The sequence below is a fragment of the Oerskovia sp. NPDC060338 genome (assembly GCF_042726295.1).
Taxonomy (GTDB): domain Bacteria; phylum Actinomycetota; class Actinomycetes; order Actinomycetales; family Cellulomonadaceae; genus Oerskovia; species Oerskovia merdavium.
This window is the reverse complement of record NZ_JBHXCQ010000006.1, coordinates 221947-243663: the sequence shown is the minus strand read 5'-3', so window position 1 is coordinate 243663 and position 21717 is coordinate 221947. Positions and strand designations below refer to the sequence as shown.

The window sequence follows — 21717 nt, the reverse complement described above, 5'->3', positions numbered from 1 at the left end:
ATGTTCTTCCGGCCGTGCTCCCGGGGGCTCGCGGGTGCCTAGGATCGACGGATGACCGAGCCCCACGCCGACGGCACGCAGGTGCCGCCCGTGCCCCCCGAGATCCTCACCCTCCGCCAGAGCATCGACAACATCGACGCCGCGCTGGTCCACCTCCTCGCCGAGCGGTTCAAGTTCACGCGCCGCGTGGGTGAGCTCAAGGCCCAGGGTGGACTCCCGCCCGCGGACCCCGCAAGGGACCAGCAGCAGATCGAACGCCTGACCGGCATCGCCGAGGCCTCGGGTCTCGACCCGGCGTTCGCCGAGCAGTTCCGCGAGTTCATCGTGAGCGAGGTCATCCGCCACCACCGCAGCATCGCCGAGGCGCACCAGGGCGAGGCGCCCGTGCTGGACACCTACTCCTGAGGCGTCCTCCGAGGCGTCCGGCGCGGGCCTCGCAGGCGGCCCTCGCCTGCCTCGCGGAGGCCTTCCGGTGGGCTTTCAGGGAGCTTCGGAGGCGCGGCGTCGGACACGGCGCGCCATCCAGGGACGCGACGTGGGCGCGGCTGCGGGCCCTGCCGGGGCACGAGCCCGGGTCGCGAGCCCGGACGGTCGCCCCCGGTGGCGGTCGCCGGGCCCGTGCACCAGGCTGGTGAGGACATCGGGGCGGTCGGCCTCCGACCGTCCCTCCGACGATGGATGTCTAGAGGTGCCTGCATGAAGATCGACTGGCTCAAGCCCCTGCTCGGCCACCCCGGCCCCTTCGCGACCGTCTACCTCGACGCGACGCGTTCCAACGAGGCGGGTGATCGCGAGGTCGAGAACCGGTGGAAGGGCGTGCGCCGAGCCCTCGCGAACGCGGGAGCGCCGGCAAGCATCATCGACGAGCTCGAGGAGTCCGTCACCCTGCCCACGAGGATGCCCGGACCGCACGGCCGCGTCCTCATCGCCGACGAGGAGGGGGTCCTCGTCGACCGCGTGCTGAAGGACCCGCCCGCGGTGACCAAGGGCCTCTGGGGCCCGGTCCCCGCGCTGCTGCAGGCCGCCCGGGCGGCCGACGAGTCCGTGGACTACGTCCGCGTCGTGGTCGACCGTCAGGGGGCGGACATCACCTGGTCGGTCGCCGGTGGGCACCTGCCCTACGGCGACGCCGAGTCCGTGGAGGGCGGGCACGACGTCATCAACAAGGTCCGCACGGGCGGGCTGTCGCACAAGCGGATCGAGACGCGGGCCGAGGACTCGTGGGACCGCAACGCCGAGGCGGTGGCAGCCGAGCTCGACCGACAGGTCCTCGAGCACCGTCCCGAGCTGATCCTCATCACGGGAGACGTCCGGGCGGTCCCGCTCGTGCGGGCGGCGCTCACCAAGGCCACCGACGAGCTCGTGGTCGAGGTCGCGGGGGGCGGCCGGGGACCCGGCATCAACGAGGCGGCGTTCGAGGCCAAGGTCGCGGACGCGCTCGCGAGCTTCCGTGAGCGTCGCCGCGAGTCCGTGCTCGCCGAGTTCCGCCAGGAGCAGGGCCGCGAGGCCGCCGCGGTGACCTCGCTCGAGGACGTGGTCGCCGTGCTGTCGCGCGGGCAGGTCAAGGAGCTCATCCTGGCCGACGAGTACGGTCAGGACACCGAGCTCGACGGGCGCACGCTGTGGATCGGGCCGAGCCCGCTGCACATCGGTTCCGCGCGCACGGACATCACGGACCTGGGCGTGAGCGAGGGGATCGAGGAGCTGCCCGCGACGGTGGCTCTGGTCCGCGCGGCGATCGGCCAGGACGCGGGCCTCACGTTCTCGCCCGACGGGAGCGTCGACCTCATCGAGGGCGTCGGGGCCACGCTGCGGTGGAACGACGACGGGACGCCCAACGAGGTGGCCGCGACCATGTCGGGAGACGACAAGAGGCTCCGGGGAGAGATCGTCTGACCCCGGTCTGACGGACGACGCAGGGCCCCGACCGCACGTGCGGTCGGGGCCCTGCGTCGTGCTGCGTGGGGGAGCGTCAGCCGCGGTTGCGGACCTCGGGCTCACCGAGCTCCGAGTGCACGACGACGATCCCGCCCTGGACGGCCGGGTCGCCCTGGCCCTCGGCGGCCTCGACGACGTCGAACGACCCGGTCACGCGACCGGCGCCGCGGACGTCGAACTCGGCGGCCCGGACGCCCTCGATCGCGGCGGCCGGGACGGCGAGCTCGGCTGCGAGGATCGGGGTGCGCATGGACACCTTGGCCTCGGACTTGACCTTGCGCAGCGCGGCCAGCGCATGCCCGGCTGCCGTCAGGACCGCGGGGTCGGCGTCGCCCGCACCGGCACGCAGACCTGCGGACGTGGGCCACGGCGCGCGATGCACCGAACCCGTGCGCCACCACGACCACACCTCTTCGGTCGCGAACGGCAGGTAGGGCGCGAACAGACGCAGGAGGGTGTCGAGAGCCAGGGCGAGCGCGACGCGAGCCGACTGCGTCTCGGACGTGACGTCGTCGGGCCCGGCTCCGGCACCGTAGGCGCGGTCCTTGACGAGCTCGAGGTAGTCGTCGCAGAACGTCCAGAAGAACGTCTCCGAGAGCTCCAGGGCGCGCGTGTGGTCGTAGCCCTCGAGCGCCTCGGTCGCGCGGTCCACGACGTCGGCAAGGCCCGCGAGCATCGCCCGGTCGATCGGCTCGGTCACGAGGGCCGGGTCGAGCGTGATCTCGCTGCCGCCGAACGACAGCGCGAACTTGGACGCGTTGAGGACCTTGATCGCGAGGCGGCGGCCGATCTTCATCTGGCCGACCTCGAACGCCGCGTCGGTGCCGAGGCGCGCCGAGGCGGCCCAGTAGCGGACCGCGTCCGAGCCGTGCTCCTCGAGCAGACCCATGGGGGTCACGACGTTGCCCTTGGACTTGGACATCTTCTTGCGGTCGGGGTCCAGGATCCAGCCCGAGATCGCGGCGTTGGTCCAGGGCAGCGAGCCGTGCTCGAGGTGCGAGCGGACGACCGTGGAGAAGAGCCACGTGCGGATGATGTCCTGGCCCTGGGGGCGCAGGTCCATGGGGAAGACGCGCTCGAACAGGTCCGGGTCCGACTCCCAGCCGCCCGCGATCTGCGGGGTCAGCGACGAGGTGGCCCAGGTGTCCATGACGTCGGGCTCACCGACGAACCCACCGGGCAGGCCCCGCTGCTCGGCCGTGTAGCCGGCCGGGACGTCCGAGGACGGGTCGATCGGCAGGAGCGCCTCGTCGGGGACGATCGGGTGCTCGTAGTCGGTCTCGCCCGACTCCAGGACGGGGTACCACAGCGGGATGGCGACGCCGAAGAAGCGCTGGCGCGAGACGAGCCAGTCGCCGTTGAGGCCACCCACCCAGTTCTCGTAGCGCACCTGCATGAACTCGGGGTGGAACTTGAGCTCGCGCCCGCGCTCGAGCAGCTCCTCGCGCAGCGGCACGTCGCGCCCGCCGTTGCGGATGTACCACTGGCGCGAGGTGACGATCTCGAGGGGCTTGTCGCCCTTCTCGAAGAAGTTCGCCTTGCGCTGGGTCGCGACGGGCTCGCCGTCCAGGTCGCCCGTCTCGCGCAGCGCGTCGACCACGGCCGCGCGGGCCGAGAACGTCGTCTTGCCCGCGATCTCCTCGAACAGCGCGACCGCGCGCTCGGACGTGAGCCAGGCCGGTGTCTCGCGCGTGATGCGCCCGTCGCGGTTGATGATCGAGCGCGTGGGGAGCTGGAGCTCGCGCCACCACTGGACGTCGGTCAGGTCACCGAAGGTGCAGCACATCGCGATGCCCGCGCCCTTGTCCATCTGCGCGGCGGGGTGCGCCAGGACGGGCACCTCGACGTCGAACAGGGGGGACGTGACCGTGGTGCCGAACAGGCCCTGGTAGCGCTCGTCGTCGGGGTGCGCGATGAGCGCGACGCAGGCCGCGAGCAGCTCGGGGCGCGTGGTCTCGATGTAGACCTTCTCGCCGCCGGGCGCGTGGAACGCGACCTTGTGGAAGTGGCCGGGGTAGTCGCGCGCCTCGAGCTCGGCCTGCGCCACGGCCGTCTGGAACGTGACGTCCCACAGGCCCGGGGCCTCGGACTGGTACGCCTCGCCGCGCGAGAGGTTCCGCAGGAACGCCTTCTGCGCCACGATGCGGGCCGGGACGCCGATGGTCTGGTAGTGGTGCGACCAGTCGACCGACAGGCCCAGGCGGCGCCACAGCTCCTCGAACTGGACCTCGTCCTCGGCCGTCAGGCGCTCGCACAGCTCGACGAAGTTGCGTCGCGAGACGGGCTGCTGGTCGGCGGCCTTGACGCTCTTGCCCTCGGCTCCCTGGAGCGGGGGCTCGTAGCCCTCGACGTAGGGCAGCGTCGGGTCGCAGCGCACGCCGTAGTAGTTCTGCACGCGGCGCTCGGTCGGCAGGCCGTTGTCGTCCCAACCCATGGGGTAGAAGACCTCGCGGCCGCGCATGCGCTGGAAGCGCGCGACGACGTCGGTGTGCGTGTAGGAGAACACGTGCCCGACGTGCAGCGAGCCGGAGACCGTGGGTGGCGGGGTGTCGATCGAGTAGACCTGCTCGCGGGTCTTGGAGCGGTCGAACGCGTAGGTGCCCTGTTCCTTCCAGGCGGCGTCGAACTTGGCCTCGAGGCCGTCGAGGCTCACCTTGTCCGGTACCTCTCCGACCACGGCACGGACTACCTCGGTGCCCTCGACGGGGGCGGGTGCAGCGGCGGTCGGGGAGGCGGGTGCGGGCGTGGTGCCCTCGGCGGGTGAACTCATGGTCGACATTCTCCCAGAATCTCCGGGGCGTCCGTAAAACGGCCGCTCACCGGACGGGACGGGCGCGACGGAGCGCTCGACGGAGGGGGGTCGGGGTCCCCGTCGCCCCCCGGAGGCGCCTCCGGGTGAGGGCCCGTCGAGTTTTCCCGAATGAACAAAGGTCCAAGGTCCCTGGTTGGCTAGGTCATCGACTCGTAACCTTCAAGCAAAGGCGTGGGCGTACGTGGGTGCGCCCTGTCTCCCCGCCGCCTTCTGCGAGGCCCGACCTTGGAGTAGCACATGACACTGATCGACAGCGCGGCCGTGCGCGACGCCGGCGTCCTTCCCGCCGGCATCCCCGCGGGCATGGTCCTTCCCCCCGCTGTCCAGGCCGCCCTGGACGCGTGCGCGAACATCATCGTCCCCTCGTCCCGCGAGGAGCTCTACCAGCTGTCGCTCGGACCTCAGGGTGGGCCGAGGTTCACGGTCGAGTACGACGTGTTCGGCACGCTCGTCCCCGAGGCCGAGGTCGTCCGGTGCAAGAACGGCATCGCGGTGAACTATCCCGAGGACTACATGCGTCGCCGTGACCCCGACTGCATGCGCATCGCCGACGACCTGCCGACCGACAAGCCGCGCTACCGCGACGTGTTCGGCGCCGAGTTCGACGCGGTCAAGGCCGAGACGCTCGACTGGCTCGCGGGCCAGGACCTCGTCGTCGTGCCCTTCAAGGCCGGCGGCCTCACGCACGGCTACCCGTCGCTCGCGATCTGCCCGGTCAACTCGGCGTTCTTCGCCCTGACCCTCGTGGACCTGCAGGGCTGGGTCACGTTCGACGAGCTCGGCCCGTTCGAGCCGCGCTCGATCCTCTACGTCGCCCCGCCCTTCCGGCACACCCACTTCGAGGGCCGCCAGGTCGTGGTCCACGACCGCTCCGAGACGCTGCACGAGGTCTTCGCCTACAACCTGTACCCGGGTCCCAGCGCCAAGAAGGGTGTGTTCTCGGTGCTCCTCGACGTCGGCGAGCAGGAGGGGTGGGTCACCGCGCACGCGTCCTCGGTCCGGGTCACGACCCCGTACGAGAACGAGACCGTGATCATGCACGAGGGCGCCTCGGGCGGCGGCAAGTCCGAGATGTGCCAGGAGATCCGCCGACAGGAGGACGGGCGCATCCTGCTGGGCACGAACGTCGTGACCGACGAGCCCTACGTCATCAACCTGGGCGAGACGAGCGCCCTGGACCCCGTGACCGACGACATGACCCTGTGCCACGTCGACCTGCAGACCGGCGACGGACGGCTCGTGGTCGCCGACGCCGAGGACGGGTGGTTCGTGCGCGTCGACAACCTCACGGGCTACGGCCAGGACGCGCACCTCGAGCGGGCCTGCATCCACCCCGACCAGCCGCTCGTCTTCTTCAACATCGACGGCGTGCCGGACGCGACCGTGCTGCCCTGGGAGCACACGCTCGACTCGACGGGCAAGCGCTGCCCCAACCCGCGCGTGGTCGTGCCCCGCCACCTCCTGACCGACGTCACGGGGGCCGAGGAGGTCGACGTACGCACCTTCGGCGCCCGGATGCCGGCCTGCACCCGCGACAACCCGACCTACGGGATCATGGGCATGATGCACATCGTGCCGCCGTCGCTCGCGTGGATCTGGCGGCTCATCGCCCCGCGCGGGGACAAGAACCCGTCGATCGGCGAGTCCAAGACCGCGACCGACAAGCTGGCGCACGGCGGCATGGTCGCCGAGGGCGTGGGGTCGTACTGGCCCTTCTCGACCGGCACCAAGGTCGCGGCCGCGAACCTGCTGCTGCGCCAGCTCGTCGACATGGACCGGACCCGCTACGTGCTCACGCCCAACCAGCACATCGGGGCGTACAAGGTCGACTTCGCGGCCGAGTGGCTCACGCGCGAGTACCTCGCGCGCCGCGGCGGCGGCAAGATCCGCACCGAGGAGCTGACCCCCTCGCGCTGCCCCCTGTTCGGCTACACGCTCCAGGAGATGAAGATCGACGGGCAGCTCGTCCGCCCCACGTTCCTCAAGCCCGAGATGCAGTCCCAGGTGGGCGTCGAGGCCTACGACGAGGGGGCCAGGATCATCACGGACTTCTTCAAGAGCGAGCTGCAGCAGTTCCTCACCGACGACCTGGACCCCCTGGGTCGCCAGATCATCGAGGTGTGCCTGCGCGACGGATCGGTCGAGGAGTACGCCGCGCTCACCCCGCTGTTCACCTGATCGAGGCCTGCTGAGAAGAGGGCGGTCGCCCGGTCCGCACGACCGGGCGGCCGTCCTCCGACGAGTATCAGATACCGGCGCTCGGGCGCGGGGCGCCCGTACTAAGGTCGGTCCATGGACTTGACGATCGGCTACGCCGCCATGCTCGAGCAGTTCCACCCGACCGAGGTGATCGCCCTCTCCGAGTATGCGGAGAGCAAGGGATTCTCCGGCGTCATGGCCGCGGACCACTTCCAGCCCTGGGTCCCCGCGCAGGGGCACTCGGCGTTCGTGTGGAACGTCCTGTCGGCCCTCGGCGAGCGCACGCGCGGCGACCTGGGGCCCGGCGTCACGGCGCCCACCTTCCGCTGGCACCCCGCGATGGTCGCGCAGGCCTCTGCGACGCTCGCCGCGATGTACCCGGGGCGCCACTGGCTGGGCCTGGGCTCGGGCGAGGCGCTCAACGAGCACGTCACGGCGCAGTACTGGCCCGAGGCCCCCGAGCGCATCAACCGCATGTTCGAGGCCATCGACATCATCAAGAAGCTCTTCGCCGCGTCGCTCGCGGGCAAGGACACCAAGCACTCGGGGCAGTTCTACAAGCACGAGTCCACGCGGCTGTGGACCATGCCCGAGGTCGCCCCCGAGATCCTCGTCGCGACCGCGGGGCCCGTCACGGCCAAGCGCGCGGGCAAGCACGCCGACGGCCTCATCACCGTGGGAGCGCCGCTCGAGAAGATCTCGATGCTGTTCGGGAAGTTCGACGACGGCGTCCGCGAGTCCGGCCGTGATCCCCAGACCATGCCCAAGGTGCTCCAGCTCCACATGTCGTGGGCCGAGACCGACGAGGAGGCGCTGACGAACGCCATGACCGAGTGGCCCAACGGCGGCATGAAGTTCCCCAAGGCCGACATCCGCTCGCCGTTCGACTTCGAGCAGATGGCCAAGCTCGTGCGGCCCGAGGACTTCGAGGGGCGCCTGGTCATCTCGTCCGACCCGGACGTGCACCGCGCCTACATCCAGAAGTTCGTCGACCTGGGCTTCGACCGCATCTACCTCCACAACGTGGGCCGCAACCAGCGCGAGTGGATCGACACGTTCTCGCGCGACGTCCTGCCGAAGCTCGTCCGGTGACGGGCACGTCCGTCCCGCTGCCCGACGGCGGAGCTCGCGCCGAGCGGCAGGCGTCGCCCGGGGCGGGGCGCGCCGCGGGCGACGACACGCGCTTCACGGTCGTGGCGCCGTCGGGCATCGGGGAGATCTCGCCCGGTGACGACCTGGCGCGCATCGTGGGGGACGCGCTCGACCGCGAGGGCGGGCTGCGCGAGGGTGACGTCGTGGTCGTGACGAGCAAGGTCGTGTCCAAGGCCGAGGGGCGCGTGGTCGCGGCCACCGACCGTGAGCAGGCGATCACCGACGAGACCGTGCGCGTCGTGGCCACCCGGCCGTCGCCCGGGGGAGTGCTGCGGATCGTCGAGAACCGGCTCGGCCTCGTCATGGCCGCCGCAGGCGTCGACGCGTCCAACACCCCCGAGGGCACCGTGCTGCTGCTGCCCGTCGACCCCGACGCCTCGGCGCGCGCGCTGCGGGCGGCGCTCGCGGAACGGTTCGGGGTGAGGGTCGGGGTCGTCGTGTCCGACACCGCCGGGCGGGCCTGGCGCGAGGGGCTCACCGACCTGGCGATCGGTGTCGCCGGGGTGGTCGCGCTCGACGACCTGCGCGGCGGCGTCGACTCGCACGGGCGTGAGCTGTCGGTGACCGTGACGGCCGTCGCGGACCAGATCGCCGCGGCCTCCGAGCTCGTCCGGGGCAAGGCCGCGGGGCGCCCCGTGGCCGTCGTGCGCGGGCTCGGGCGGTTCGTGACCGACGACGACGGGCCGGGGGCGCGCGTGCTCGTGCGGGACTCGGGAACCGACATGTTCCGTGAGGGCTCCGCGGAGGCGTACGCGCGGGGCGTGACCGATGGGCGCGGTGCTGCAGGCCCGGCTGGGGCTGCGGCGGTCGACCCCGGGGAGGCTGAGCACGTCGCGCGCGAGGCCGGGTACGCGGACGGGTATCGCGATGGGTTTGCCGAGGGGTTCCGCGAGGGGACGGGGAATCCGCAGCAGGGTTGACGTCGGGTGCCGAGAACGAGGGCCCGGGTGCCGAGAACGAGGTTGTGGTCGTTCTGAGGGGTGTGGCGACCGCAAGGTCGTGGTCGGCTGAACGGAAGGTCGTGCTCGATGACTGCTGGGGTGGCGGATGACGAGGCAGGAACCGGGAGCGGACCTGAGCCGGCTCGCACGGGAACTCGCGTTCTCCGGCGACCTGGCCGACGAGCACGTCCGGTGGGCGCTCTACGACCAGGCGCTCGGGCGGGGCCTGCACGACCTGGTGGCCGCTGCCGTCGCCGAGGACGACGACCAGGTCATGGCGAGCGGGGTGGTCGTCGCCGCTCTCGAGCGTGTCCCGTCGGTAGACAGGGAACGCTGGGTGGCCCTCACGAGCGAATGGACGGTGGCCGACTTCGTGGCCCGGCGGGCCGCGGAGCTGGAGATCCTCGAGTCGGTGTCGGGTGCCGTCGCTGCGGTGGGCGATGGGCTCCGACGTGCGGACGAAGGTCTGGGCGTCGACGGCTGGTCCGACTGGCTCCAGCTGCGCACCGCGAGCTCCGCGACCCGTGCCGACGTCCTGGACGCCCTCGCCGGGGGCGGTCGGACCCACCGGATCCGGCACGTCGCGGCGACGAACCGCGGCCGCGGTGCCGGTGCCGGCGGTGAAGGGTGACCGCGGTGACCCCGGTGCCTCGCCCACTCTGGTGCCTCGCCGTCTCTGACGACTCGCCCACTCTGGTGCCCCGGGGCCCGACCCGGGTGCCGAGCATGCGGTTGTCGTCGCATCTCGGGCCCTGAGGGACGCCGACCGCATGCTCGTGGGACGCCAACCGCATGGTCGTGGCCGCCAGGGCTGGACGCTCCAGGGCGACGGCTTCCGTCATCCGGAGCCGGCGCCGGGCCGAATCTCCTGGGCGGATCGGCCGGCCGCTCGCTATCGTTCCTGGATGCTGCCTGCCTCCTGGATCCCGCACCGCCGCCCCGAGGACCGTGACCACATCGGGTGGATCCGGCCCGACGGCGATGCCTGGGTCGCCGTCTCGTTGCTGGGGCACGACCTCACCGGCCCGGTCGACTGGCTCGACGCCGAGGAGGCTCTCGACGGCACCGGCCTGTCCTGGCTCGCCGACGTCTGGATGCTCGACGGCGAGGGTCCGGACCCGGTCCGCGTCCGGCTCGTCGAGGTCACGCCCGAGCGCGTCGTGGTCCAGACCGACGACTTCGGGGCGATCGACGCGCCGGTCGTCCGGCACGAACTGCCGTGGCCGGCGCCGGCACGGCTGCGGCCGCGACGTGCGAGCGACCCCGACGGAAGGATCGCGTTCGGGTCGGCGTGAGCAGGTTCCAGGTGGCAGGCCAGGCTCCGCCCGGCTCCGCCGCGCCCTCCGCCTGTGACGTCGATGGGTCTCGTCGGTGCCGAGCATGCGGTTGTCGTCGTGATTCGGGGCCAGGGGGATGGCAACCGCCTGTTCGTGGGATGCCAACCGCATGTTCGTCGTGGGTGGGGGCTTGGTCGCGCCGTCGGCGGTGGCCGGGTGGTGTCGGGTTGGTGGGTGGTCGATCGTCGTGGTTGGCGCTCGTTGGTGGTGGCGGTGCCTGGTTGTCCACAGCCTGGGACGGGGGCTGGTGGGGTGGTGGTTTGACCCGTTAGGTTCCTGGGAGGTGGGGGGCGGTGTGGCCCTGTGCCGGTACCTACCGAGGGGGCAGGGATGGGTTGGCAGGGGTTGCACAGGGCTGCCGCGCGTGCGCGCGGGGGTGTGTGGGGCGCTGGGCGTCGACACGAGCGCGGCGACTGGGGTCGGTCGTGGTCGGTGGGAGCGATTGCGCTGGTGATCGGCATGGGAGTGGTCCTGGGGGGCTGCTCGACGCCTGCGCCGGAGGTGGAGAAGACGCCGCCGGTCGTGAGCCAGGCTCCGAGCCCCACGCCGACGCCGACCCCGACCCCGACAGGGCCCGTCAAGCCCGAGCGACCCGCTGACATGGACCGTACCGACGAGGTCGGTGCAGCGGCGGCAGCGACGTACTTCTTGGAGCTCTACCCGTACGTGATGGCGACGGGGGACTTCGTCGAGTGGGACGCAATGACATGGGCCGATCTCTGCACCTTCTGTACCTCATCAAAGGAACGACAGATTCAGCGCGCAGCCGCGGCGGAGACATACGAAGGCGGGGAGGTCTCGGTAGCTGTAGTGAGTACCTATCCGCTGGATTCGCTCATAGGAGGCTACCCACTGGATGTGCAGATGGAACAGCGCGAGGCGGTTATTCGTGACTCCGATGGGACGGAGAAGGATCGCCAGAGCGGATTCTCTGGCCAGTTGCGCGTTGAGATGCTCAACGATGGAACAAACTGGCGTGTTCTCACGGTAGGAACCGAAGAGTGACTTCGATGCTGGCAATCTCGGTACTTCTGGCGGCCACCCTGGCAACATCGCCTTCGGACCTCGAGGTAGACGCAAGAGACGACGGGTTCGACCTCAAGGCCACCGACGTCTCTGCCGACGGCACCGCCCATCGTCCGAAGAATGCTGACGGAACCCCGGCGTCCTTCGAGTACCGGCGGATGCCCGCCGCCTTGTGCCACAACGCGGACTTCACCACGACCAAGGGCCAGATCGGGTCGTGCGCCGACGGCGAGGTCGAAGGGACCTTCCAGGTCTCGTGCCCAGAGGGCGAGATCGCGTTGGAGCCCGTCTTCGTGCAGTCCTGGACCAACAACCCGGACGGAACCATCACCGCCCTGACCGGCTGGACCTTGCTCAACGAGGGCGACTGCCTGACCGCGGTCGACCTCGCACCGTTGGCCGAGATCGAGTTCCAACGACTGACGATCACCCCGTCACCGGTCACGGTCCAACCCCCGGACGGGTGGACCCTGGTCAACCTCGAGACCATCACCTACACGACCCCCACCCCGCAGACCTTCGCCGCGACCCTGCTCGGCATCCCGGTCACGATCGAGGCCACCCCCACGACCTACACCTGGGACTACGACGACGGCACCACCCCGACCCGGACGACCGACCCCGGCGCCCCCTACCCCGACCAGAGCGTCTTCCACACCTACACGCACGAGGGCACGGCCACCATCAGACTCGACACCACCTGGCAAGGACGCTTCCAGATCACCGGCACACCGACCTGGACCCCCATCACCGGCACCGCCCGCACCACCGCCACCGCCCCACCCCTGACCATCTACGAGGCCCGCTCGCGCCTGGTCACCGACCCCCTCGACTGACCTCCACGAGACGGGGCCGTGCATGATCAGGCCGTCCTGCAGGGGGCACGGAGCTCGTCGCGACAGGACGTCCGGCTCGGGCCCTCTTGTTCGACGGACGTCGCTCCGCGACCTGAGGGCGGGCAGGTCGTCCGACGCGAACGAACCAGAGGAGCGCCGCCCCGGTGGCGCGACCCCGGCTCAGTCCATCGTGGTGACGCCCTCGTAGAGCCCGAGCCGGTTCCCGTCGAGGTCCTCGAAGACCGCCCACCAGCTCGTCGGGCTGATCTGCGACTTACCCATGAGCACCTTGCCGCCGAGGGCCTCGACCTGAGCCAGCGACTCCTCGATCGAGTCGACCTCGACGTAGCTGCGGGGGCTCGTGAACCCTTCCTCGCGCGGGGCGAGGCCGCCGCCGCTGATCTGGTTGGGGGCCCGCCACATGGGGTACCCCTCGAAACCGGGGGCCTCGGCGATGTCCCAGCCGAACAACCCGCTGTAGAACGCGCGGGCACGGTCGGTGTCGCCGACGGGGATGTCGATGTGCGTGATGTCGCCGTGAGCCATGAGGTCCTCCCAGGGAGCGGGCACGGGACCGTGCCCTCCTCCCACGCTACGCGCGGGGTGGTGCGCAGGCTCTCCCAGCCGCACGCAGGGCAGACTCACGGGGTCCGTGGCGCCCGCTCCTCAGACCACCTCGAAGTCGGCGGTGACCGCCGCCGTGACGACGATGTCGTCGGGCCTCATCTCGAAGGCCTTCGCACCGCCCGGCGCGGGCGGCGCGCCGCGCACGCTCGTGCCGGCCCCACCGACCCCTCCGGAGACGTTGGGGCGCAGTCCGTCCTCGAACAGAGCGAGGAGTCGCACGTCGTCGTACCCGAGGGCGGCGGCGTAGGCGCGGGCACGCTCGACCGAGTCTCGTGCGGCGTCGGCGCGCACCTCCCGCTGGAGGGAGTCGCGTCGGGCGTCCGTGAGCGCATGCGAGCGAAGATACACCGCGCCGGGAGCGTCCCGGTGGGGTGCCGGAGCGTCAGCCCTTGACTGCCCGTTCGGCCTTCGCGGCGGCCTTGGCCGCCTTCTTGGTCTCGCGCACCTGGTCGAGCGAGTGCTGGTCGACGACGTCGGCGATCGAGCGTCGCGACCCTTCCTCGCCGTAGGCCCCCGCGGCCTCGCGCCACCCCTCGGGCTGGACGCCGTACTGCTTGCCGAGGAGCGCGAGGAAGATCTTCGCCTTCTGCTCCCCGAAGCCGGGCAGCGCCTTGAGCCGCTTGAGGACGAGTGCCCCGTCCGGGGCGCCGCCGTCGGGTCCGGGGTCGGTCCACAGGCGCGTGACGTCGCCGTCGTACTGCTCGTCGACGACCTGGGCCACGGCCTGCACGCGGCCCGCCATGGACCCCGGGTAGCGGTGGATCGCCGGGGGAGTGGCGGCCATCGCGGCGAACGCCTCGGGCTCGGCGGAGGCGATGCGGTGCACGTCGAACCCGTCCATGCGCTGGGAGATCTTGAGGGGCCCCGCGAACGCCGACTCCATGGTGACCTGCTGGTCGAGGAGCATGCCGATGAGCAGTGCGAACGGGTCCGTGGACAGCAGCGCGTCGGCTTCCGGGTCGCCGGTGAACCACAGGTCGTGTGCCATGACCCCATCATGGCAGCCGGGTCGAGCTGCCGCCGGGCCGGCATGCCTGGAGCCAGCGGGGCGGCGCCAGGTCCACGAGCCCTCTCCGGACCGTGGGGGCGCCCGGCGCCCGACGTGTTCGACGCGTGTCAAACAGGCGCCTACAGTTTGACATGTGTCAAACAACAGTGAGGCGAGCCGCCTCAGCCCCGACGAGCGCCGCGAGCAGATCCTGCGTGTGGCGTCCGAGCGCTTTGCGCGCGAGGGGTTCGATGCGGTCTCGGTGCGCGACATCGCGCAGGAGGCCGGGGTCACCCGGGCGCTCGTCTACCACTACTTCCCGGGCAAGGACTCGCTGCTCGACGCCGTCCTGCGGCGCGAGGCAGAGGCCATCCTGGCGGCGACCTCACCGCTGCCCGGGCGCAGCGCCCGCGAGAACCTCGAGCGCGCGCTGGGTGCGTATCTCGACCACTTCTCGGCCAGCAGCGGTCAGCTGCGTGCCCTGTACGCACCGCACGCCTCGGCTCCGGCGCTCGTGCACGAACTCGCCGCCGCGAACCACGCGGTCCAGGTCGAACGGATCCTGGACTACCTCGACCTGGCCGACACCACCCTGTCGCGCCTCGCGGTCGGGGGCTGGCTGGGGTTCGTCGAGGAGGTCGCGCGCGAGAGCGGTGGCGGCTCGTCGGTCCCGCGCGAGCAGGTCCTCGGGCTCTGCCTGCGCGCGCTGGGTGTCGTGACCGGCTCGCCCCTCGTGCTCGGGAGCGGCGAGGAAGACAGCATCGAACCATCGACCAGGGAGAACAACTCATGAAGATCGCCGTGCTGGGTGCTACCGGCAACATCGGGTCGCAGGTTGTCGAGCAGGCCGTCGCGTCGGGCCACGAGGTCGTCGCGTACGCCCGTCGCCCCGAGGCGGTGCAGACGCGTCCTGGAGTGACCGTCGTCGGGGGCAACCTCGACGACTCCTCCGCGCTGGCAGACGCCATGCGCGGCGCGGACGTGGTCGTCTCGGCCGTGGGCGGCCCCGCCAAGGACAAGACCTTCATGCAGCGCACCCTGCCCACGATCGTGGAGGGGCTCGAGAAGGCGGGTGTCGACCGGTTCGTGCTGGTCTCGGCGTTCGGCGTGGGTGACACCGCGGCCAAGGCCTCCTGGTTCGCGCGCCTGATCTACAGCACGGTCATCGCGTCGATGTTCAAGGACAAGGCTGCGTCCGAGGTGGTCCTGCCGGGAACGGCCCTCCGCTGGACGATCGCGTACCCCGTGAACCTCAAGAGCGCACCCGCGCTGGCTTCCGAGGCCGTCGAGCCGCTCGACGAGGTCGGCAAGGTCCCGGGACTGCCGACCCTGCCGTTCGCGAACGCGGGCAGGGCGCTCGTGCAGATCGCCACCGACCCGGGCTACGTGGGCCAGCGGGTCCTGGTCACGACGCCGAACGGCTGGCGCCCCGCGGCGCGGTGAGCCCGCACGGTGGCGTCTGCGAGGCGGCACGGGGCCGAGACGTCCGGCCTAGGGGTCCGGCCTACGGGGCCGGGCGTGCCGGACGGCGAGCGTCCCCTTCGGGCGAATGGTGACTCCGGCCGGCCGGCCGATCGGGCGGGGGCGGCCGGTAGGGCGCGACGCCGACGGCGGCCCCGGTGGTGACAGGCGGGCCCCTCAACGGGGCGGACCCACCTGTCCGTCGAGGAAGTCGACCACCCGCAGCCCCCGCAGGGCGACCCTGATCACGCCCGGCACGAGCTGGAGACCCGCGTCGCCGTGGAGCCGTCGCAGGTCGTCGACGACGTACCCGCGCCCACCTCGCGTGAGCCCGAACAACCCGACGGCCTCGACGTTCTTGAGCCAGTCGACGTCTGATCCGTAGGTCAGCGCGATGACCACGCGGACCTCGCGCGGCCCAGTGGCCGACGACGGTTCGCGGAACGCCAGCACCGGGGTCGTGAACGGCCGTCCGCTGCGTCGACCGCGATGGTGGACCGTCGCGAACGGCGGCACGCGTGACGACACGCGAAGCACGAGCGGGTTGAGGTACCGCTTGTTGGTCCGGGTGACCAGGTGCGGGATGGGCATGTCAGCCATGGTGCGCGCCCGCGCACGGTGCGGCCAGCGCACGGTGCCCGGGCGCAGGCAGCCGATCGTGCCGAGCATGCGGAAGCCGTCCTCCGAGCATGTGGTTGTCGTCGTCCTGGGCCCGGATCGCGACGCCAAACGTATGGTCGGCACCGGCACCGGCACCGGCACCGGCACCGGCACCGGCACCGGCACCGGCGTCGCGGCTCCGGTGCGACGGCGGGCCACGCGTCGAGCACGAGGTTGTGTGCACGCGAGCACGACCTTGCGATCGCCAGGCCCGCCATATCGACCGCAACCTCGTGCTCGGCACCCGAGGAGTCCCCGGAGCCGCGCGAGACGGACCGTCAGGCCGCCCCCGCCCCCGCCCCCGCCCCCGATCCCGGCCCCGGCCCAGCCACAGCCGCCGTCCCGGCCCCCGCACGCTCCCGGTGCGCCGTCGGGCTCATGCCGCGCACACGCGTGAACGCGGCGCTCAGTGCGAACGGTGTCCCGTACCCGACCTGCCGTGCCACCGAGCCGACGGTCGCCCCGGGCTCGAGCAGCAGGTCTGCGGCGAGGGTCAGCCGCCATCCCGTGAGGTAGCTCATGGGCGGCTCGCCCACGAGCTCGGTGAAGCGACGCGAGAACGCGGCCCGTGACAGCCCGACGGTCCGCGCGAGCGACTCGACCGTCCAGGCCCTGGCCGGGTCGTGGTGCATGAGTCGCAACGCGTGCCCGACGACCGGGTCGGCGTCTGCGCGGTACCACCCCGGGGCCTCGCCGCGGTCGAGCCATGCGCGCAGCGCGCCGATGAGCAGGACGTCGAGCAACCGGTCGAGCACGGCCTCCTGGCCGGGGCGGTCCTGCGAGACCTCGCGCGCGAGCAACGAGACGAGGTCGGCGTCGAGGTCCCCGCGGCGCAGAACCACGAGCGGGGGCAGCACGCTCAGCAGTCGGCCACCCACCTCGCCGTCGAGCGGGTAGGTCCCGGTCAGCAGCACGGTCGGCCCGTCGGGGTCGTTGCCCCAGGTCCGGACGCCGAGGTCGACCAGGGGAGAGGGGGCGTCGCCGACCGCCCGGCAGGCGCCGACGGCGTCGCTCACCATCTGCGGCGCCGTCCCGGGGGAGTCGGCCACGGTGTAGTGGCGGGGCCCGCGCACGAGAGCGACGTCGCCCTCGTCGAGGTGCGCCTCGAGCGGTGGTTCGTGGGGCTGCGGGCCGGCGTCCATCCCGATCCAGGCCGACCCGCGCACGACGGGCACGAGCGTCAGGGGCGCCTCGTCCTCGATGCGCATCGACCACGGCGGCGCGAGGAGCGAGCGCAGCAGGAAGGCGCCCCGCGCGCGGGGGCCGTCGAGGAGCCCGGCGACAGCGTCCATGTCCCGACCGTACGCCCACCGCGTCCTCGACGGAAGACGAACGGACATGCCGCCGAGCCGTTCGACCATGGATCGTCTCGCCGGAGACCGGTTGACTCGAACCACAGCACGGACGACCGATCACAGGAGACCGCCATGACCACGAACCAGCCGCACCCCACCACCCCGACCGGCGACGCCGGTCTCCCGTCCCTCGTCGCCGTCGTCGGCGCGACGGGCAAGACCGGGCGCCGTGTCGCGGCCCGCCTCGCAGCGCGGGGCATCGCCGTCCGCCCCGTCTCGCGGAGCACCGAGACCAGGCTCGACTGGGACGACCCCGCAACCTGGGCGCCGGCGCTCGCGGGGGCCGACGCCGCCTACGTCGCTGTCGCACCGGACCTCGCGGCCCCCGGAGTTCCCGAGGTCGTCGCCGACTTCGCCCGGGTCGCGGCGCGCGTGGGCGTGCAGCGCCTCGTGCTGCTCTCGGGTCGCGGCGAGCCCGAGGCGCAGCGTGCCGAGGAGCTCGTCGCCCAGGCGTTCCCCGCGCGCACGGTCGTGCGCTGCGCGTGGTTCGCGCAGAACTTCAGCGAGAGCTTCCTGCTGGACCCCGTGCTCGACGGCGTGGTCCCGCTCCCCGTCGACGCCGTGGTCGAGCCGTTCGTCGACCTCGAGGACGTGGCCGACGTCGCGGTCGCGGCGCTCACGGAGGACGGGCACGCGGGCCGGATCTACGAGCTCACGGGGCCCCGGCTGCTGACCTTCGGCGAGGCGCTCGCGGAGGTCGGGGCGGCGAGCGGCCGGGCCGTCCGGCTCGTGACCGTCACGGGCGACGAGTTCGCGGCCGGCCTGACCGCCGCGGGCGTCCCCGCCGACGTCGTCGAGCTCACCCGCTACCTGTTCGAGGAGGTCCTCGACGGACGCAACGAGCACCTGACGCACGGCGTGCACGAGGCGCTCGGTCGCGAGCCGAGCGACTTCGCCGAGTTCGCGCGTCGTGAGGCCGCGGCCTGGGTGCCGGTCGGCTCCCCGCCGGCCCCGCCGGCCCAGCCTGCCGTCCTGGACGGGGTGCACTGATGGGCGCGCTCGGGGCCTTCGGGTGGGCGGTCGTGGTGGCATCGGTCGGCTGCGCGCTCGTCGGGGGAGTGCTCCTCGCGTTCTCGACCTTCGTCATGGCGGGCCTGCGCTCGGTCGCGCCCGACGTCGGAGCGACCGCGATGGCCTCGATCAACCGCCACGCGACCAGGGCCCCGTTCGGGTCTCTCCTGGTCGTGACGACCGGGCTCGTGACGGTCCTCGGCGTCGTGGCCGCGACGCGGCTGGGCGAGGCGGGCACGGTGCTCGTCCTGGCCGCGGCCGTCGCCTATCTTGTGGGCGGCATCGGGGTGACGTCGGCCGTCAACGTCCCGCTCAACGACCGCCTCGAGGCTGCGGAAGCGGCGGTCTCGACCTCGGGTCGACGGTCGGCCGAAGCCTCACCCTCAGGTCGAGGGTCGGGTGGGACGAGGGTTCGCCCCACCGGCCCGACGGCGGAGCGAGACCAGGTCTGGGCGGTCTTCCTCGGGCGTTGGGTCGCCTGGAACCACGTGCGGACCCTGGCGTGCGGGGTGGCCGCCCTGCTCCTGGTCCTGGGACTCGTGACGCGACTCGCGGGGTGAGCGGCGCCGTCGGGCAGCGGGCGAACCGTGAGTGCGGAGTCCTGGTGAGACACGCCCGGCGAGTCGCGCAAGAACTCCGCACTCAGCGCACCGGAGGAGGGCGCAGCCCGGAATAGTCGCCCCCGCGCCGGGGTTGCCCCGGTATGAGCGACAAGAGCTGGGGCGAGGACGCCGTCATCCGCAAGGTCCTCGCGGACACCGAGACGTGGGCAGTGGTCGGGCTGTCGAACAACTCGGCTCGCGCCGCGTACGGGGTGGCCCGGCTGCTCCAGCGTCAGGGCAAGCGCATCGTGCCGGTCCACCCGGCAGCCGAGACCGTGCACGGCGAGCAGGGCTACGCGTCGCTCGCCGAGATCCCGTTCCCGGTCGACGTCGTGGACGTGTTCGTGCGCTCCGACCTCGCGGGGGCCGTCGCGGACCAGGCCGTCGAGATCGGGGCCGGGGCCGTCTGGTTCCAGCTCGACGTGGTCGACGAGGACGCGTTCGCGCGGGTCCGCGACGCCGGGCTGGACATGGTCATGGACCGCTGCCCGGCGATCGAGTGGCCGCGCCTGGGACCGACGACCGCCGCCGCGCAGGGCTGAGGCCCGACGTGGCCGTGATCGACACGACGACCACGCTGGGCGCGCGCGCCGCCGAGCGGCTCGTCCTGGACCCGGCCGGCCTGAGCACCGAGGAACGCGCGCGCTACGACGCCAGGTACCGGGCGGCGATGGCCGACCTCGGGATGAGCCCCGAGCAGTTCCACGCGGCGTACTCCGAGGTCCTGCGCTTCACGCCCGAACGGCTGCGCGGGTTCTAGGGCTCGTCGGCTCCCGGCCCGCCCCGGCACCGCGACGGGCCGTCAGTCCCCGAAGACCAGCACGGGTCGTCCGGTCCGGGGGTGGGCCAGCACGTCGCACCGCACCCCGTACACAGGCTCGATCACGTCCGGGACCAGCACGTCCCGCACGTCACCCGCCGCGACGACCCGCCCGCCCGACAGGACCACGACGTGGTCGCACGAGGCCGCCGCGAGGTTGAGGTCGTGCAGGGCCGCGAGGACCGTCACGCCGTCCGCGGCGAGCTTGCGCAGCACGGTCATGGCGGCGAGCTGGGCCGCGATGTCGAGGTGGTTGGTGGGCTCGTCGAGGAGCAGCAGCGCGGGGTCCTGGGCGAGGGCGCGTGCCATGTGCACGCGCTGGCGCTCACCTCCCGACAACGTGGCGAGCGACCGTTCGGCCAGCTCCTCGACCCCGGCCCGCACCAGGGCCTCGTGGGCCACGGCGCGGTCCGCGTCGGTGTCGCCCGCCAGGAGCGAGCGGTGCGGGATCCTGCCGAGCAGCACGGCGTCGAGCACCGAGACGGGCAGGTCGGTCGACGCGTCCTGCTCGACGAGGGCCAGCCTGCGCGCCCGACGCCGTCGCGGCATGCGCAGCAGGTCCTCGCCGTCGAACCGGACCTCGCCCGCGTCCGGGACCTGGGTGGCCGCGATCGCGCGCAGCAGCGTCGACTTCCCGGACCCGTTGGGGCCCAGCAGCCCGCTCACCGCTCCCGGGGGAGCCGTGCAGTCCACCCCGTCGAGGATGAGCTGCGACCCGGCCGACCACGAGACGCGCGAGGCGTCGAGCCCGTGGGCCGTCCGCGCACGCCCACCGGCGGCCGGCATGCCGTCCCGCGAGGACGGCGATCCGTCGTGGCCCGGCGCCCCCTCGCGACCGACCCGTCCAACAGTTCTCGGCTCCGTCACAGCGCCCGCCTCCCTCGCCACAGGATGATCGCGAAGACGGGTGCGCCGATCGCGGCCGTCAGGATGCCCACGGGCAGCTCGCGCGGGGCGAAGATCGTGCGGGCGAGCGTGTCGGCCCACACGAGGAACGACCCGCCGAGCAGGGCCGCGAGGGGCAGCAGCATGCGGTGCCGCGCACCGGTCAGGAGCCGGACGGCGTGCGGCAGGATCAGCCCCACGAACCCGATCGCGCCCGAGACCGAGACCAGGGCTCCGGTGAGCAGCGCGACCCCCACGAGCAGGAGCCACCGGGTCCGGTTCACGGCGATGCCGAGGCCCGCGGCCGCGGTGTCGCCGAACGTGAAGGCGTCGAGCACCGACCCGGTCGACGCGAGCAGCGTCCCCAGGACGAGCACGGCGCCGCCCGCGATCGCCACGGACGTCCAGGTGGCCCCCGCGACCGACCCCATGAGCCACGACAGGATCTCGCGGTAGGAGTCCCCGGTCGCGGACCAGAAGATGATGAACGACGTCGCCGCGGCCGCGAGCTGGCTCACCGCGAGGCCTGCGAGCACGGTCCGCGTGGGGGTGATGGCTCCGAGCGAACCCGCGAGGGCGAGCGCCGCGACCAGGGCCAGGACGGCTCCGCCGAACGCCGCGACGGGCAGCAGGACGCTCACGCCGAGGACCAGGACGAGGACGGCACCCAGCGAGGCTCCCGACGAGAGCCCGAGCAGGTACGGGTCGGCGAGCGGGTTGCGCGTGAGGGACTGCATGACCGCGCCGCAGATCGCGAGCCCGGCCCCCACGGCCGCGGCCGTCAGGACGCGCGGGAGCCGGAGCTGCCACACCATGCCGTCCTGCAGCAGGGGCAGCGGCTCGAGGCCGAGCGGCCCGCCGAGCCCGAGGTGCGTCGCGATCGAGCGCCACACGTCGCCCCAGGAGAGGTCCGCGGGGCCGATCGTCACGGCGACCACGACGCTCACGACGAGCGCGAGCGAGGCCCCGACGAGCCACCACGGGGTGGCACGCCGGGTCCCGGGGGAGCGGCGCACGGGGGCGTGCGCTCCCGACGGGGCGGTGCGTCTCTCGGCCACGGGGCTCCT

Annotated in this window: 23 protein-coding genes; 15 read left to right on the top strand and 8 right to left on the bottom strand. The window is 72.4% G+C overall.

All coding sequences use genetic code 11. The features are described 5' to 3' along the window. Positions 1-51 precede the first annotated feature (51 nt). The gene (locus tag ACFWGN_RS09855) at positions 52-405 is read left to right on the top strand and encodes a chorismate mutase (protein WP_377616685.1); all 354 of its coding nucleotides are present in this window, start codon (positions 52-54) and stop codon (positions 403-405) included. Positions 406-696: 291 nt separating this feature from the next. Continuing rightward, positions 697-1896, top strand: a complete 1200-nt coding sequence (locus ACFWGN_RS09850; RefSeq protein WP_191805254.1) for a Vms1/Ankzf1 family peptidyl-tRNA hydrolase — start codon at positions 697-699, stop codon at positions 1894-1896. Between the two features lie 76 nt (positions 1897-1972). On the opposite strand, the gene valS is transcribed toward ACFWGN_RS09850, so the two are convergent. Then, positions 1973-4708, bottom strand: coding sequence for a valine--tRNA ligase (gene valS / locus ACFWGN_RS09845; RefSeq protein ID WP_377616684.1), 2736 nt, complete (start codon positions 4706-4708; stop codon positions 1973-1975). Positions 4709-5053: 345 nt separating this feature from the next. Between valS and ACFWGN_RS09840 the strand changes: the two genes are divergently transcribed. The 7 genes from ACFWGN_RS09840 to ACFWGN_RS09810 all read left to right on the top strand — a co-directional run bounded on the left by ACFWGN_RS09840 (position 5054) and on the right by ACFWGN_RS09810 (position 12241). Continuing rightward, complete coding sequence (locus tag ACFWGN_RS09840; protein WP_377616697.1) at positions 5054-6928, top strand: DUF4914 family protein; 1875 nt, start codon at positions 5054-5056, stop codon at positions 6926-6928. 114 nt (positions 6929-7042) lie between these two features. Beyond that, positions 7043-8041, top strand: a complete 999-nt coding sequence (locus tag ACFWGN_RS09835; RefSeq protein ID WP_138824860.1) for a TIGR03557 family F420-dependent LLM class oxidoreductase — start codon at positions 7043-7045, stop codon at positions 8039-8041. Between the two features lie 101 nt (positions 8042-8142). After that, positions 8143-9021 carry a coenzyme F420-0:L-glutamate ligase gene (cofE, locus tag ACFWGN_RS09830; RefSeq protein WP_377616696.1) on the top strand — a complete coding sequence of 293 codons (879 nt, stop codon included), beginning with the start codon at positions 8143-8145 and terminating at the stop codon, positions 9019-9021. 127 nt (positions 9022-9148) lie between these two features. After that, positions 9149-9673: a hypothetical protein gene (locus ACFWGN_RS09825; protein ID WP_377616683.1), complete on the top strand. Its 525-nt coding sequence runs from the start codon at positions 9149-9151 to the stop codon at positions 9671-9673. Between the two features lie 274 nt (positions 9674-9947). After that, positions 9948-10337, top strand: coding sequence for a hypothetical protein (locus ACFWGN_RS09820; RefSeq protein ID WP_377616682.1), 390 nt, complete (start codon positions 9948-9950; stop codon positions 10335-10337). A 372-nt stretch (positions 10338-10709) separates the two neighbouring features. Next, entirely contained in the window at positions 10710-11384 is a 675-nt protein-coding gene (locus ACFWGN_RS09815; RefSeq protein WP_377616681.1) for a DUF6318 family protein, read from the top strand. 179 nt (positions 11385-11563) lie between these two features. Then, positions 11564-12241 (top strand): hypothetical protein, encoded by a 678-nt coding sequence (locus ACFWGN_RS09810; RefSeq protein WP_377616680.1) that lies wholly within the window; start codon positions 11564-11566, stop codon positions 12239-12241. A gap of 180 nt (positions 12242-12421) precedes the next feature. Here ACFWGN_RS09810 and ACFWGN_RS09805 read toward each other — a convergent pair whose 3' ends face one another. The 3 genes from ACFWGN_RS09805 to ACFWGN_RS09795 all read right to left on the bottom strand — a co-directional run bounded on the left by ACFWGN_RS09805 (position 12422) and on the right by ACFWGN_RS09795 (position 13856). After that, complete coding sequence (locus ACFWGN_RS09805) at positions 12422-12787, bottom strand: VOC family protein (RefSeq protein ID WP_377616695.1); 366 nt, start codon at positions 12785-12787, stop codon at positions 12422-12424. 120 nt (positions 12788-12907) lie between these two features. Further along, the gene (locus ACFWGN_RS09800; RefSeq protein WP_377616679.1) at positions 12908-13216 is read right to left on the bottom strand and encodes an SIMPL domain-containing protein; all 309 of its coding nucleotides are present in this window, start codon (positions 13214-13216) and stop codon (positions 12908-12910) included. A gap of 34 nt (positions 13217-13250) precedes the next feature. Beyond that, a complete protein-coding gene (locus tag ACFWGN_RS09795; protein WP_377616678.1) occupies positions 13251-13856 on the bottom strand; it encodes an HhH-GPD-type base excision DNA repair protein in 606 nt (201 codons plus the stop codon). Positions 13857-14010: 154 nt separating this feature from the next. Between ACFWGN_RS09795 and ACFWGN_RS09790 the strand changes: the two genes are divergently transcribed. Continuing rightward, entirely contained in the window at positions 14011-14649 is a 639-nt protein-coding gene (locus ACFWGN_RS09790; protein WP_377616677.1) for a TetR/AcrR family transcriptional regulator, read from the top strand. After that, positions 14646-15299: an NAD(P)-dependent oxidoreductase gene (locus tag ACFWGN_RS09785; protein ID WP_377616676.1), complete on the top strand. Its 654-nt coding sequence runs from the start codon at positions 14646-14648 to the stop codon at positions 15297-15299. The genes ACFWGN_RS09790 and ACFWGN_RS09785 overlap by 4 nt, the downstream gene beginning before the upstream one ends. A gap of 195 nt (positions 15300-15494) precedes the next feature. Here ACFWGN_RS09785 and ACFWGN_RS09780 read toward each other — a convergent pair whose 3' ends face one another. Both ACFWGN_RS09780 and ACFWGN_RS09775 read right to left on the bottom strand, forming a co-directional pair. Continuing rightward, positions 15495-15986, bottom strand: coding sequence for a nitroreductase family deazaflavin-dependent oxidoreductase (locus tag ACFWGN_RS09780; RefSeq protein ID WP_377616675.1), 492 nt, complete (start codon positions 15984-15986; stop codon positions 15495-15497). Between the two features lie 269 nt (positions 15987-16255). Then, positions 16256-17269 (bottom strand): AraC family transcriptional regulator, encoded by a 1014-nt coding sequence (locus ACFWGN_RS09775; protein ID WP_377616674.1) that lies wholly within the window; start codon positions 17267-17269, stop codon positions 16256-16258. Between the two features lie 135 nt (positions 17270-17404). Between ACFWGN_RS09775 and ACFWGN_RS09770 the strand changes: the two genes are divergently transcribed. From ACFWGN_RS09770 to ACFWGN_RS09755, 4 genes are all read left to right on the top strand, one after another. Then, complete coding sequence (locus tag ACFWGN_RS09770; protein ID WP_377616673.1) at positions 17405-18322, top strand: NmrA family transcriptional regulator; 918 nt, start codon at positions 17405-17407, stop codon at positions 18320-18322. Beyond that, positions 18322-18903 carry a DUF1772 domain-containing protein gene (locus tag ACFWGN_RS09765; RefSeq protein ID WP_377616672.1) on the top strand — a complete coding sequence of 194 codons (582 nt, stop codon included), beginning with the start codon at positions 18322-18324 and terminating at the stop codon, positions 18901-18903. Before ACFWGN_RS09770 ends, ACFWGN_RS09765 begins: the two co-directional genes overlap by 1 nt. Before the next feature lie 143 nt (positions 18904-19046). Then, a complete protein-coding gene (locus tag ACFWGN_RS09760; RefSeq protein ID WP_377616671.1) occupies positions 19047-19487 on the top strand; it encodes a CoA-binding protein in 441 nt (146 codons plus the stop codon). A 14-nt stretch (positions 19488-19501) separates the two neighbouring features. Beyond that, a complete protein-coding gene (locus ACFWGN_RS09755) occupies positions 19502-19705 on the top strand; it encodes a hypothetical protein (protein ID WP_377616670.1) in 204 nt (67 codons plus the stop codon). Between the two features lie 42 nt (positions 19706-19747). Here the strand turns inward: ACFWGN_RS09755 and ACFWGN_RS09750 are convergent, their stop codons facing one another. Both ACFWGN_RS09750 and ACFWGN_RS09745 read right to left on the bottom strand, forming a co-directional pair. Then, positions 19748-20551, bottom strand: a complete 804-nt coding sequence (locus ACFWGN_RS09750; protein WP_377616694.1) for a putative F420-0 ABC transporter ATP-binding protein — start codon at positions 20549-20551, stop codon at positions 19748-19750. A 77-nt stretch (positions 20552-20628) separates the two neighbouring features. Beyond that, on the bottom strand, positions 20629-21708 hold the full coding sequence (locus tag ACFWGN_RS09745; RefSeq protein WP_377616669.1) for a putative F420-0 ABC transporter permease subunit: 1080 nt from the start codon (positions 21706-21708) through the stop codon (positions 20629-20631). Between the last annotated feature and the right edge of the window lie 9 nt (positions 21709-21717).